The sequence below is a fragment of the Vreelandella sp. H-I2 genome (genome assembly GCF_052959335.1).
The window spans coordinates 31,511-45,477 of record NZ_JBRAMC010000008.1; the positions used below are offsets into that span (position 1 = coordinate 31,511).

Here is a 13,967-nt window from a genome sequence, read left to right on the forward strand (position 1 = left end):
GATCATTTTCTCCATCGAAGTTCATAGGGCAATAGCGGCTTTAAGTCCCTCGTACACCGCCTCTTCGGCCGTACGCGGGGCGAGACAGTCACCGATCAAGGTGACCGGCAGACCTTGCCAACAATCCTCCTCTTCTGGCGAGACGTTAGGGACGCCCCCACACGACAGCACAAGGTGATCTACTTTTTCTACAACCATAGGCTGACCACCTCCAGTGTGGTAAAGATAAACCGTATCGTCGTCGACGCCGAACACCCGCGCGTAAGTAATCACGGTAATATCAAGGTTGTGGAGCCGTGTCGCCGTACTGTCGCGCACGTAGCTTTGCAATGATTCGCCTACATACAGGCCATTGACAGCCAGCGTTACCTTCGCACCGTTCCGGGCTAGCATTTCTGCGATACCGACACCGACCCAGTCACCTTGGGAGTCATAGACTAAAACGTGGCCTCCGGGCAGCACTTTCGAGGTCAGCAATTCAGTGGCCTGGCTCATAGGCAATTGCCCCATACGTTCCAGCGGAGGTGTGTAAGGGCTGGCTCCGCTGGCAACTAATACCTCATCGAACCCCAGCTTAAGGAGCTCCTCAGGGGTAACTCGGCGCTTCGTCACTACCTCAATTCCGCTGCGTTTGACCTCCTCTAGCAGATTGGTGACCAAACCACCAAATTCCGCTCGATGCGGCAACTGTTGCGCCTGATTAGCTTGCCCGCCTAAACGTGACTCAGCTTCGTACAATGTGACTTGATGGCCACGCGCAGCCGCCACTACTGCCGCCTTCATGCCCGCGGGTCCACCGCCGACCACCGCGATACGCTGGGGTCGCTCAGTTTTTCCGATATCGTCGTAGACTAGCTCACGGCCTGATTCCGGATACTGAATACATGAGACTGGCAGCCCACGGTGAAAATGACCAATGCAAGCCTGATTGCAACCGATACAGGCACGGATACCCTCGGCATCATCGTCCATTGCCTTGCTCGGCATGGCCGGATCACAGATCAGTGCGCGTGTCATGCCGCACATATCGGCTGCTCCGGAGCGAATCACCGTCTCTGCCTCATGAGGTTGGTTAATACGCCCTGAAAGGATCAGTGGAAGCGACAGGCCAGCACGCAGCGCCAGAACCTCGTCTTGTAAATAAGCATTCTCGACGGACATTGGCGGTACGATATGTACCGAACCACCCAACGAAGCAGAGGTCCCAGCGACGACACTAGCATAATCTAACTTAGCCTCCAGATATCGAAGCGTTTCGACGGCGACGTCCTGGCCCATGCCATCCTCGTCACGCTCATCGCAGGAGATCCTTATACCTATCGCCAATTTGTCTCCGGTCTGGCGACGTATCTCGTCAATAACCTCATCAAGAAAGCGCACACGGTTGGCGAAGCTACCTCCGTAGTCATCTTTGCGAGTATTCACTTTGGGGTTGAGAAACTGTGCCGGTAGGTAGCCATGGCTAGCCAGAAGCTCAATGCCTTGGATGCCGGCCTGCTGCATACGACGAGCGGCACCACCAAACCCCTCAACTATCTCATGAATCTTGCCCAGACTGAGGGCACGTGGCATGACGTGGAAACGTTCTTGGGGCGTGCTAGAGGCCGAATAAGCTACCGGCTTCAAACCATCGGCGGACTCCATGATCTCGCGCCCTGGATGAAAAAGTTGAGCAAACACCACGCTCCCATGACGCTGGCAGGCCTCGGCCAAGCGCCGATAGCCAGGAATGCAATCATCGCTGTTGGCCATTAACAAGTGCGAGGTGTAGCGCGCGGTCTCGTGTACGCCTGAAACCTGCAGCACGATCAGTCCAGTACCATGCCGTGCGCGTTTCTCAAGGTAGGCCACCAACGCCTTGTTAACCACACCATCTTCTGGTAGGCAGGTATCGTGCCCGGTAAAGACTATCCGATTGGGGATCGTGCACTGGCCGATTCGAAATGGCGAGAATAGGTTCGGGAAAAGCCGCGTGGATTTCATGAACGAGCCTCCGATTGTAGTGAGGTTACCGCGCGACGTGCGGCTTTACGTCCATAGACCCGCTTCACCTGCCAAAAGGCCAGCAGACCTACACAGAACACTGAGAAACCATAGCCAATAGACAGTAGGCTTTCACCGCTGAAGAGGGTGAATTCACGCCCCAGCGCCGCAGCATAGGGAACGGCATAGAAAACACACAGTAGCCCCGCAATGGCTAACCCTGAGATCATCACCACTACCGGCCAGACCAGCGTCTTTTTGACCTCAATAGGATCAAACTCTTCCTCCGGCGTTTCGCGGATGGTTTCGAAGTAAGCAAGGGCGGCAGCCGTCGGACGGGTGAATCGAGAAATCAAAACGATACACACGACATTGCTGACGAACCCCAAAATAAACGGATCAAGATAGACGGGCAGTGACAACAGACCGGCATTATCGAGCAATTTGGCACCGATATTGATCACGAAGCCCGCCAGCATACCCACAAAGGCAGCGGGCGCACTTATTCGACGACTCCAGACGCTCATAAAGGCTACCGGCCCCCAGGATGATGCGAACAGAGTGCCAGCGAAATAGGTGATCCACATCACCGCAGGCGGCTGGAAGTAGGCCAGAATCAGGCTGACCAACGCCGCAACGAACATGATGTAACGGCTCATGCGCAAGGACTTCTGCTCGCTTCTGGCGCGAGACTTGATAATATCGTTAGAGACGCTGAAGCCGATCAGCGAAAGGAAGGTCGAGCAGGAAGATAACGCCGCGGCCATGATGCCCGATATAAGAAGGGTGCCAACGAACGCTGGCATCATATTCATTCCTGCCCACACCATGACCCGCTCAGAGGGCGAGATAGCCGGATTGGCGAGGTTGACGGCGGCGCCACCGAACATCAACACCACATAGAGCGCTGCAAGCACCAATCCCGAAATACAGGCGGAACGCACTACTACGTGCTCACTGCGAGCCATTAGGTAGCGGCTGGTCTGCCAAGGGCTGACCGCCAACACCAGCGACCAAGAAGCCCCTAGCACCAGCGCCCAGATTAGTGCGTCTTTACCCGACGCCCAGCTAGCGCCCTCTCCCGTCAGGCCATGCCAGCCGACGATGCCAGGTTTAGTCTCAGAGGTGGCAAGAGCAGTCAAAGTGGCATTCCAGCCGCCTCCTTCTCCCAGCAGGTATGGAATGGCGGCGATCGAGACAAGGGTGAATAGTAGGAACATGAGAGTATCGGTCAGCACCACACCTCTGGATCCGGAGTACAAGGTAAACGTCATGTAGCCCAGCCAGACTAATATCAGCGCCACACCATAGGGAATTCCCACTACGTCAGCGATCAGGATCGAGCCCCCCTGGGTGACTGCAAGTAAATAGGCAGTCAATCCAATCACTGTGGTATACCCGGCTAATACCTGCATGGCGCGTGAGTCAAAGCGCTTGGCGAAGAACTCAGGAATAGTCAACGACCTACTGCGCCGCACGAAGCGACCGAAGAACAGTGCACCAATCACATAGCCACTGGTATTGACTGCCACCAACGCCAGCATAAGAGCGGCATAGCCGTCGTAGGCAAAACCAGTCTCGGCAAGAAAGGCATTGGTGCTAAGAAAGCTGGCGACCAAAGTGCCAACAATCAACAGCGTTGGCGCCTTGCGCCCCGCCACATAATAGTCGTCGACCCCCTTAACCTTGCGGCCAGCGTAGTTGCCAACTAGTAAATAGAGCGCGAGACTAGCTAGTAGTCCCCAAAAGTAAATACTCATGAGAAAGATTCCTATCATGTCATTGTAGTTGTATTAGTATCAAAGCCATAGCTTGCTGGAGTGAAAAAAATAGTTCACTTTTTCACTATATGTAATAATACTATAGTATGCATTTCACATGTGAGAAAAGGCTACTGTCAGGTAACATAAGAAAAAACCAAATAGCCGTTCAGGACAACAATGACTACAGTTACTCAACTACAGGGTTCACGGATTCGCAGTCTGCGAAAATTAAAGGGAATGACGCTGATCCAGCTTGCTAAGAAAACAGGCTTATCGCATGGCTATTTGAGTCAAGTTGAAAGAGGTATTAGCCAGCCCTCCATCGCCTCTCTCGTTGATATTGCACACGCGCTAGGCGTTACAATGCAGTGGTTGTTTTCTGAGCGAAAGGGAAGTACAGGGCATGATGAGCACAGCGACATGCTTGTCAGAAAGCACCAGCGAGTTGAGATTCAATACCAAGACGGTATTGTCGACCAACTTATGACTCCACGTAGCAATAACAATCTTGAGATCATTTATTCTCATTACCCACCAGGGGCTAAGAGTGCTCCCTATTCCCATAAGGGACATGAGGCCGTACTCGTCCAAAGCGGTCGCCTTAAGGTAGAAGTAAACGGGGAGATTTTTACGCTCAACGAGGGTGACTGCCTATCTTTTCCCAGTAGCCAGCCACACGCTCATGAGAATATCAACGACGGAGATACCATCGCTTTATGGTTCGTTACTCCGGCATCATTTTGAATTAGAAGCAGAATCTTTATGCCGGCATAACTCATTAACCAATGGCTACCTAGGCTATTGTTGATGGGCGTTTGAGCCAAATCGGCCCATTTGTCCATTTTGGCACAGACGCGCCAAACGATCGTTTATTTCATTATCCGAGAAGGTATGGTAATTCCCCTTTTTTAGAGGGCTTCAAATGCAGAGTTCAGGCCACAGTAGCCAATTTTTGTTGAGGGGTAATCCCTCCAAGCCCCATATTAGGGCGCTGGTGATTGTAGTGCCAGAGCCAACGAGTGGCGTAATCCTGAACCTCTTCGGTACTTTCGAACAGGTATTGAGCTAACCAGTCATAGCGCACCGTTCGATTGTAGCGTTCTATATAAGCATTCTGGTGGGGCTTTCCTGGCTGGATAAACCTCAGTTGAATACCTCGACCTTCCGCTCAGGCTGATAACTTACCGCTGATATATTCTGGCCCGTTGTCACAACGAATAGACTGCGGCTTACCACGCTATTCAATGATCTGGTCTAGCGCCCGGATAACTCGTTCGGCAGGTAAACGAGATATCAACTTCGATACCCAGGCCTTCTCGGTTAAAGTCGTCGATCACATTCAGAAGACGGTAGCGACGACCATCGCTCAGTTGGTCATGCATAAACTCCATAGACCAGCTGTCGTTAACTGTTTTCGGCACCGCTAGGGGCTCAGGCTTCTCGTGGATTAACCGTTTCTTCGGTTTGATGCGCAGATTCAGTTCTAACTCGCGGTAAATTCGGTAGACTCGCTTATGGTTCCAACGGAAACCTTTCACATTACGCAGATGCAGGAAGCAAAGGCCAAAGCTCCAGTTCCTTTGGTTATACGTTAGCTTGAGCAACCAATCGGCGATCTTCTTGTTCTCGTCACTGAGCTGTGCTTGGTAGCGATAGCAACTCTCACTAATACTAAACATCCAGCAAGACAGGCGGATGCTGATGCGCTTTTCCATGCCGGCTTTCTGTGCCATCTCTCGGCGACGAGACGGCTTTACCACTTTTTTTCGATGGTTTCCTTGAGGATGTCCGCTTTCAATCGTTCCTCGGCGTACATCTTCTTGAGCCGTCGGTTTTCATCCTTTTGTTCCTTCAGCCGCGTCATCATGGACGCATTCATGCCGCCGAATTTAGCGCGCCACTTGTAAAAGGTGGCACTGCTCATGCCATGTTCACGACATAACTCTGGAACGTGTGCACCGCCTTCGGCTTGCTTGAGGATTGACAGTATTTGGCTGTCAGAAAAACGTGATTTTTTCATGCAGAATCTCCCTGCGTTTAGCTTACGGAAAATTCTACTTTTGAGCACCCTGGTTTTTCGGGGGGATTACCCGGCTGCTAAAAATCGATTTGGAAGGTCTTATGGAAGTTATTCCCAATATCGACATCCTGGAAAAGGTAGAAGAATCGAAGCCAACCTACGGAATCAATATTCGAAACGCCAAAGCCTTCAAAGACGGATTTTTGAAACTCGTCGAAGGCTGCCTCTCTAATCCCTAGCGGGTGCTGTATTAGGAACTGCTCGATCAGGCGGGATCTAACCGAACACGGGTCAAAGTGACTGATCACATCGCTCAAATCATTGTGGCCAGCGACGAATAGGTTATCGAAAAGTAAACCTGGACCGGTGATCAAATGATGGACAAAATCAAGAAGTGCCCGAGCAGAAAGAAAGTGATCGAACTTTAGCCGCGCCGAGAGGAGCAGGTGCACAATTCGCTTTCGCACCTCCTCACACTGAAGCAACTCATAGTTGATAGTCAGTTTACTAGGGCCCGGTTGGGCCGCATCCAGATATGCTCGGTATAGCGGGTTGCTGTCGGACTGAGCAACTACTACTCTAGCAATCAGTTCGCTGATAAAGCTAGATCCAGTCTTGCTATCCTCAATACTGAATTTAGGGTACTTCTCAAAGTTCAGGAACTCGTATGAGGATGCAGTCTGATTCCCATTCTGCAGGTAGGATTCAATTGCGTTCTTGATTTCCTCGTGTCGTGCAGCCCCTTGCGACGAGAAATTGAATAGCATCCCAACATTAATGCCGATAACCAATGGCTTCGCAGATTGATGATGCTCATCGAACAGTTGATCAAGAGCATCAATCGCATTTTGATATGGCTTAAAGGCATGCGTCGCGTCTAAATGAAACCTGAACTTGTTCGAGTAACTTTCGTAATAGCGCTTGAGGATCTCTGACTTGCCATCACCGGATGAGCCGCATAGGAAAATCACGGTATCCTTTGTCGGGTTGGACTCCAGCAATCTTCTGAAATCTTTCTCGATTTCAGTTTCAACGTAGAGGTAGTTTTTTAGCTCATCTTGTTCTTTTTGTCCCTGCCCCAGCGTGGTGACTGCTTGAGCCGATGACCTAGCAAGAGTGTCTAGCAACCGTTTGAACTGCACGTTGTTTTCTCATCTCTAGTTTGACGATCACGATGAATGGCACTATGTCCAACACACCTCAAAGGCCGAAGGTCATTTCAGGCTACCATAGTGCTTAATTTTAGTGAATCTAAGAGAACGTACACATGTGACCATACTAGTGGCAAGAAAAAGCCAAAGGTCATAATCGAAGAGACATACAAGGCATGCAATGAAGAGGTTGTGGCCACGATTTGGTCACAGGGTGGTCACAGACAAAAAATAAGGGCTTACGCGTTAACGTAAGCCCTTGAAATTATGGCGCGCCCGGCAGGATTTGAACCTGCGACCCTCGGCTTCGGAGGCCGATACTCTATCCAACTGAGCTACGGGCGCTTGTGGGTGCGTATCGTAACTGTGCGGGGGCGCTGTGTCCAGCCGTATGGCGCTTGAGTCCTTTGGTCAATTGACCGTTTTCCCTGGTGTGGTGCATGCTTTGGGAGCACTTCTGCACCTTAATACATAGGGAACATAATAATATGAAAACGTTTGCACGTAGCACGCTGGCACTGGGCATCTCACTGGCGCTGTTAAGCGCCGCGAACGCCGCTGATTTTGCGGATATGGACCCCGTTACCCTGCGCTTGGCTCACGTGGTCAATGAGCAGGATGGTTTTCACATCGCCGCCACCAAATTTGAAGAGCTGGTAGAAGAACGCACCGACGGCAAGGTGGATATCGAAATCTACCCTAACGCCACCCTGGGTGACGAGCGCACGCTGCTGGAAGGCATGCAGATCGGCACGGTGGATATGGGCGTGATTACCAACGGCCCGGTGGCCAACTTTGTGGAAGAGATGGCGGTGTTCGAGCTGCCGTTCCTGTTCCCCTCCCCGGAAGCCGCTTACGAAGTGCTCGATGGCCCGATTGGCCAGGAACTGCTCGATAAGCTTTCTGAGGTGAACCTGAAAGGCATGGCCTACGCCGAACGCGGTTTCCGCAACCTGACCAACAGCGAGCGTGCCGTAAACTCGCCGGAAGACCTGGACGGCCTGCGCATCCGCGTGATGGAAAACCCGGTCTACACCGATACCTTCCGCGAGCTGGGCGCCAACGCGATTCCCATGGCGTGGACTGAAGCGCTCACCGCCATGCAGCAAGGCACTATCGACGGTCAGGAGAACCCGGTGAACGTGATCCACTCGTTCAACCTGGATGAAACCCAGAATTATATGACCCTCTCCCGCCACACCTATGCGCCGGCGATTTTTGTGATGGGTATGCCCGCCTGGAGCCAGCTGCCTGAAAACGCCCAAGAGGTACTGCTAGCGGCGGCACAGGAAGCGGCGGAGTATGAGCGTCAGGTGAATGCGGAGATGGAGAGCGAACAGCTGCAGGCCCTGCGCGATGCAGGCATGGAGATCAACGACACGCCGGATATGGAAGCCTTCCAGGCGGCTGTTGCGCCGGTGTACGAGAAGTACGGCGAGCAGTTCGGTGATTACCTGCCGCGCATTCAGGAGGCGCTCAAGTAACTCGCCTGCTACAAGAGAATCGCCTGATGGCTGACACCACCCATATGAAGCTGGCGAATAGACTCAATAAGATAAATCTCAATTTACTATTGGTCTTTCACACGCTTTATTGGAAAAGGAGTTTGACGCTGACCGCAGAGGCGCTCTGCCTGACGCAACCGGCGGTCAGCCACTCGCTGAAAAAGCTGCGCCTGTTAATGGACGACCCGCTATTCATCAAGACGCTGGACGGCATGCAGCCCACCCCGCTTGCCCGGCAGATGGATGCTGCCGTGGCCAAAGGGCTGTTCTACCTTGATCAGGCGGTTCACTGCAACAGCGAGTTTTCCCCCGCCACATCGAAGCGGGAGTTTCGTGTCAGCCTAGTGGACTATGTCAGCCAGCAGTTGCAACCCAAGCTTATCCAACACTGCTTGGAGCATGCGCCCGATGTGTGTTTCAACATGCTCTCCACGCGCATCGCCAGCGCGGAAGGCGCCCAGCAGGTTCTGCAAGAGCACGATATCGACCTGGCGGTGGTGCAGCTCGAAACCTTGCCGCTCACCGCTCATCATGAGTACCTGTTTGACGATGTGATTGGCTGTGTGGGCGATACCACCTTTCATGGCAAGGGCAGCACCATTAGCCTTGAGGCTTTTTTAAACTCCCCGCAGGTCGCTTTGTCGCATCGAGAGGACAGCCCGCTGTTAATCAATGAAAAACTGCGGGAGCTGGGGCTGGAGCGCAAAATCGTCGCCAAGACGCCCTACATCAACCCGCTGCAGGAAATATTGGCATCCACAACGCTGCTCTGCGTGGTGACAGAGAGCGCGGCCAGGGTTATTTGCCGCAACAATACCCTGAAGTTCTACGCCCTGCCCCTGGACGTCCCAGCGTTCAAAGTCTGCCTGTGCTGGGATGAAAGGAAGGATCACGATGCGGGCATACACTGGTTGCGGCAACTCACCAGGGAGCTGATGACACCAGCCCCCTTCGCCCTGGGCAGCCTATAGCCAAACCGCCAAACTCACTCCACCGTCACGACTTTGCCGCGGTTCAACAGCAGCTTGGGATCCAGAGCGACTTTCATGCGCTTCATTAAAGCGATCTCTTCGCTGGAGCGGGAAATACTTAGGTAGTCGCGTTTTTCGAGACCAATGCCGTGTTCGGCAGAGATCGAGCCGCCGTACTCTTGTAGCGGAGAGTAAACCAACTGCTCGACCTGGCGGCGGCTTTGCGGGCTGTCGTCGCGCACCGTGATCATAATGTGCAGGTTGCCATCGCCCAGATGGCCGAACACGATCATTTTACCTGTTTGCGGGAACTGCGCCTTGAGGTTTTGCTCCAGCGTAGCAACGTAGGCGTCCATATGCGGAATCGGCAGGCTGATGTCATAGGAGAACATCGGCTTCAGCTCTTTCACCAGCACTTCGATATCTTCCCGAATCGCCCAGATACCCTGGCGTTGGGCGCCGGAATTGGCCAGCACGGCATCGGTGATCAAACCATCCTCCATGGCCTTTTCCAGTATCTCGGCGAAGTGTTCCGCATCTTGGGTGTCATCCAGGCCCAGGGTTTCGATAATCGCGTAGAAAGGCGAGTCGTCGGCCAACAGGGGCGCGTATTTGCCGCTTTCAGTAGTCACCAGCTTGTAGTGGCTATTCCACAACGCCTCGAAGGCGCTCAGGCTATTGGCGAGCTGTTGGGAGAGCCTGCGTAACAGCTGAGTCAAGGCATCGAAGGTGGGCACCGCCACCAGTGCGGTTTGCTCGCTGGGCATATGCGGCTGCAAACGCAGCACGGCGCGGGTAACAATGCCCAGAGTGCCTTCGCTGCCGATGAATAGCTGTTTGAGGTCGTAGCCTGCGTTGTTCTTGAGCATTTTGTTCATCGAACTGACCACGGTGCCATCGCTGAGTACGGCTTCCAGCCCCAGCACTTGCTGGCGCATCATGCCGTAGCGAATGACCCGTATTCCGCCCGCGTTGGTGGAGATATTGCCGCCAATGGTGCACGACCCCCGGGCGCCGAGGTCGAGGGGAAACTGCATATCGATCTCCGCCGCGGCTTCCTGCACACGCTGGAGCGTCACCCCGGCCTGAACCTGAATCGTAGAGCCAACCAGGTCGACCTCTTCGATCTGGTTCATCAGCTCCAGAGAAACGACCAGTTCCTCGGGGCTAGCTTCACCGCCGTGCACGATGCCGGTCATGCCGCCATGGGTCACTACCAACTGGTCTGCCTGGTAACACAGGGCCATCACTTTGCTGAGCTGTTCGGTGTTGCGGGGCCTGACAATGGCTTTGGCACGACAGGGCGCCCCGGTAAACCAGTCGACGCTACGCTGGGAGACATCGTCACCGCGCAACACGTTTTCTGGGCCGACTACCGCCACTAGATCGTTAAGCAACTTATCCATTGGTTATTCCTGTTTTAGCTGGCGTTGCTCTGGTTAGTAAGAGCATGGTTAGTAAGAACATGGTTAGCAAGAGCGTGTTTAGAAAGAGCATGGGCAGCAAGACTCGCCCTCGGCCAAGCCTTACCATCGCTTCCCAAGGCAGTTAATCAATCGTCAATGCTTGCAGGCTATCGCTAACCCTTAAATCACTCAAGCCTAAGATCTATAAAGATTTTTTGGATTATTATCGCGAATAGTGGAATAAAAATAAGTAATTTGCCCTGTTAGTTCGATGTGGTATAGATGAAGCCCAACACGACAATAAGAACAGCCACTACTAGGAGATAATGTGAATAATCGCGCCCGTTTCACTGCTCATGCCGTATCCTGTTATACAAGTAAATTCAAACAGTTAAACCTAACCTTGCTATGCGCTGGCCTGCTGGGTTTACCGCTAATGGCCCAGGCCGAGGAAATTACCCCTATTAACCTGCGCTTAGCGACCGTGGTAAATACAGAAGATACTTACCATATTGCCGCCGAGCGCTTTCAGCAGTTGATCAGCGAACAGACCGACGGCGCGGTCTCGGTAGAGATTTTCCCCAACGCTTCTCTGGGAGACGAGCGCACACTTCTGGAAGGTATGCAGATCGGCACCGTCGATATGGGCGTGATCACCAACGGGCCGGTGGCCAACTTCGTTGATGAGTTCTCGGTGTTTGAACTGCCGTTCCTCTTTCCAAGCGCTGAATCCGCCTATTCAGTGCTGGATGGCGAGATTGGCCAGGAGATACTGGCCAAGCTAGAGAGTGTGAACCTGAAAGGGCTGGCCTTTGCAGAGCGCGGCTTTCGCAATATTACCAATAGTCAGCAAGCGATCAATGCACCCGAGGATCTCGACGGCCTGACACTGCGGGTTATCGAGAACGAGGTGTATGTGGATACATTCCGTGAACTCGGCGCCAATGCCGTGCCCATGGCCTGGACAGAAGCGCTGACCGCCCTGCAACAAGGCACGATTGATGGCCAGGAGAACCCGGTTAACGCCATCCATGCCTTTAACCTGGCGGAAACCCAGGACTACCTCACCCTGACGCGGCACATTTATGCGCCAGCGATTTTCATTATGAGCTTACCCGCCTGGAACGGCCTGCAAGAGGAGGTTCAGGAGATCGTGCTGGATGCCGCCAGCGAAGCCTCTGCCTATGCCCGGGAACAGAACGCCATTATGGAAGCCGAGCAGTTAGCCGAATTGGCCGAGGCGGGCATGGAAATTAATGAGTCACCGGATATCGCCGCCTTCCAGGAAGCCGTTGCCCCGGTGTATGAGAAGTATGGTGATCAGTTCGGCGACTACCTGCAACGCATCCAGGAGGAAGTGAAGTAAGTGCCCACTCACACGCATCCATTGGTAACGTTGCTACAGCGTACTGAACGCTTTCTAGACGCCCTCCTACAGCCCGTGGTGTTTGCGGGCATGGCGGCGCTGATTGGGGTGATTACCCTACAGATTGTTTCCCGGGTGCTGTTCACCGCCGTCGGCTGGACGGAAGAGGTCGCCCGCTTTCTGCTGGTGTGGATCACCTTTTTAGCGGGCACCCTGGCATTCCAGCGCGGGCGGCACATCGCCGTGACCTTTGTGGTCGATGCCCTGCCCAACCGCCTGCGCCAAGCCGCGCGGATTGCCGCTCTGCTGATTGTGCTGGCGTTTATGATCGCCCTGATTGTGATCGGCTACCGCTATATGCAGGTGCAGAGTTTCCAAAAATCAGCCTCGCTGCGGCTATCAATGACCTACGTTTACGCGGTGATGCCGATCTGTGCGGCGATAATGGCCTGGTATGCGCTGGTGGATATTATCGAGCTGTTGATTAACGGTGAGACCACGCAAGCCCAGGAGGAGCCGCTATGACGCTGCTACTCTTCGGCCTGTTCTTTCTGTTTATGCTGATGGGCGTGCCAATTGCCTTTGCCATTGGCGCCAGCACGCTCTATGCGCTCTATCAATCCGGCGTGCCGCTGATGGTAGTCACCCAGCAGATGTTTCAGGGCATCAACTCCTTTGCCTTGGTCGCGATCCCGATGTTTATCCTCGCCGGGGACTTGATGGCCCAGGGCAAGGTGAGCGAAAAGCTGGTCAGCTTTGCCGACTCATTGGTCGGTTTTATGCGCGGCGGGCTGTCGGTGGTCTCGGTGATGGCAGGCATGTTCTTTGCGGCGATTTCCGGCTCAGGCGCGGCAACCACGGCGGCGGTGGGTTCAAGCCTGGTACCGGAACTTAAGCGCAAAGGCTATGACCCGGCCTCAGCGGCCAGCTTAATCGCCGCTAGCGGCACCATCGGGGTGGTGATCCCACCTTCGGTGCCGATGATCATCTACGCCGTTATCGCCCAACAGTCGGTTTCCGCACTGTTTTTAAACGGTTTTCTGCCCGGACTGGCGATGGGGCTGGGGTTAATGGCAATCGCCATTGCTCAAGCCTACAAGCGCCAGTACCCCAAAGGCACACCGCTGTCGCTGGCCACCATCTGGAATACGTTTAAAGACGCCAGTTGGGGGTTGATGACACCGGTGATTATCCTCGGCGGTATTTTCTCTGGGATCTTCACGCCGTCAGAAGCGGCCGTCGTGGCAGTGAATTACGCCATGCTGGTCTCGCTGTTTGTGTATCGTGACCTGACGTTGTCGCAGGTGTATAAGCTGCTGATCCGTTCGGCGATGACCACCGCGGTGATCATGTTGGTGATTGCGATGTCGGCGGTGCTGAGTTGGACGCTCTCCAGCTGGCAGGTGCCGGGGGCGATTGCCCAGGCCGTATTGTCGCTATCTACCAACCCTTACGTGATCATGCTGCTGATCGTGGGGATTATTCTGCTCACCGGGGTGTTTATTGAAACCGCCAGTGCGCTGATTATTCTCACCCCGGTTCTGCTGCCGCTGGTGTTGCAACTAGGAATTGATCCGATTCACTTTGGTTTGATTATCGTGGTGGGGCTCTCCATCGGCATGATTACCCCACCGGTGGCGATCAATCTCTACGTGGCGTCCTCTATTACCCAGTTGCCACTGGAGCGCATTACCCGGGCGATCATTCCGTATCTGTTGGGATTGATCGGTGTGCTCTTGCTGGTCGTCTATGTGCCGATTCTGCTGGGGTGGTCGGGCAGTTAGCCCTATATTCTTTCCATG

Annotated in this window: 10 protein-coding genes, 1 tRNA gene and 1 pseudogene; 6 read left to right on the top strand and 6 right to left on the bottom strand. The window is 53.7% G+C overall.

The genetic code is table 11. The features are described 5' to 3' along the window. Positions 1–21: 21 nt before the first annotated feature. Both ACUVOF_RS18380 and ACUVOF_RS18385 read right to left on the bottom strand, forming a co-directional pair. On the bottom strand, positions 22–1,983 hold the full coding sequence (locus ACUVOF_RS18380; protein ID WP_447045713.1) for an oxidoreductase: 1,962 nt from the start codon (positions 1,981–1,983) through the stop codon (positions 22–24). Beyond that, complete coding sequence (locus ACUVOF_RS18385; RefSeq protein WP_447045714.1) at positions 1,980–3,743, bottom strand: sodium:solute symporter family protein; 1,764 nt, start codon at positions 3,741–3,743, stop codon at positions 1,980–1,982. Before ACUVOF_RS18385 ends, ACUVOF_RS18380 begins: the two co-directional genes overlap by 4 nt. Before the next feature lie 180 nt (positions 3,744–3,923). Between ACUVOF_RS18385 and ACUVOF_RS18390 the strand changes: the two genes are divergently transcribed. Continuing rightward, positions 3,924–4,490, top strand: a complete 567-nt coding sequence (locus ACUVOF_RS18390) for a helix-turn-helix domain-containing protein (RefSeq protein WP_447045715.1) — start codon at positions 3,924–3,926, stop codon at positions 4,488–4,490. Between the two features lie 187 nt (positions 4,491–4,677). Here the strand turns inward: ACUVOF_RS18390 and ACUVOF_RS18395 are convergent. From ACUVOF_RS18395 to ACUVOF_RS18405, 3 genes and pseudogenes are all read right to left on the bottom strand, one after another. Then, a pseudogene (locus ACUVOF_RS18395) lies at positions 4,678–5,766 on the bottom strand (IS3 family transposase). Positions 5,767–5,843: 77 nt separating this feature from the next. Continuing rightward, complete coding sequence (gene dptF, locus ACUVOF_RS18400) at positions 5,844–6,908, bottom strand: DNA phosphorothioation-dependent restriction protein DptF (protein WP_447045716.1); 1,065 nt, start codon at positions 6,906–6,908, stop codon at positions 5,844–5,846. Between the two features lie 277 nt (positions 6,909–7,185). Continuing rightward, positions 7,186–7,262 (bottom strand) — tRNA-Arg (locus ACUVOF_RS18405). A gap of 143 nt (positions 7,263–7,405) precedes the next feature. Between ACUVOF_RS18405 and ACUVOF_RS18410 the strand changes: the two genes are divergently transcribed. Further along, positions 7,406–8,401, top strand: a complete 996-nt coding sequence (locus ACUVOF_RS18410) for a TRAP transporter substrate-binding protein (protein ID WP_447045717.1) — start codon at positions 7,406–7,408, stop codon at positions 8,399–8,401. Between the two features lie 44 nt (positions 8,402–8,445). Further along, positions 8,446–9,393, top strand: coding sequence for a LysR family transcriptional regulator (locus ACUVOF_RS18415; RefSeq protein WP_447045932.1), 948 nt, complete (start codon positions 8,446–8,448; stop codon positions 9,391–9,393). Between the two features lie 14 nt (positions 9,394–9,407). Here ACUVOF_RS18415 and ACUVOF_RS18420 read toward each other — a convergent pair whose 3' ends face one another. Continuing rightward, a complete protein-coding gene (locus ACUVOF_RS18420; protein WP_447045718.1) occupies positions 9,408–10,799 on the bottom strand; it encodes an FAD-binding oxidoreductase in 1,392 nt (463 codons plus the stop codon). A 328-nt stretch (positions 10,800–11,127) separates the two neighbouring features. Between ACUVOF_RS18420 and ACUVOF_RS18425 the strand changes: the two genes are divergently transcribed. From ACUVOF_RS18425 to ACUVOF_RS18435, 3 genes are read left to right on the top strand one after another with little or no spacing between them, the layout of a single operon-like run. After that, positions 11,128–12,165: a TRAP transporter substrate-binding protein gene (locus ACUVOF_RS18425; RefSeq protein WP_447045719.1), complete on the top strand. Its 1,038-nt coding sequence runs from the start codon at positions 11,128–11,130 to the stop codon at positions 12,163–12,165. Further along, on the top strand, positions 12,166–12,690 hold the full coding sequence (locus tag ACUVOF_RS18430) for a TRAP transporter small permease (protein ID WP_447045720.1): 525 nt from the start codon (positions 12,166–12,168) through the stop codon (positions 12,688–12,690). Beyond that, on the top strand, positions 12,687–13,949 hold the full coding sequence (locus tag ACUVOF_RS18435; protein ID WP_447045721.1) for a TRAP transporter large permease: 1,263 nt from the start codon (positions 12,687–12,689) through the stop codon (positions 13,947–13,949). Before ACUVOF_RS18430 ends, ACUVOF_RS18435 begins: the two co-directional genes overlap by 4 nt. The last annotated feature ends 18 nt before the right edge of the window (positions 13,950–13,967 follow it).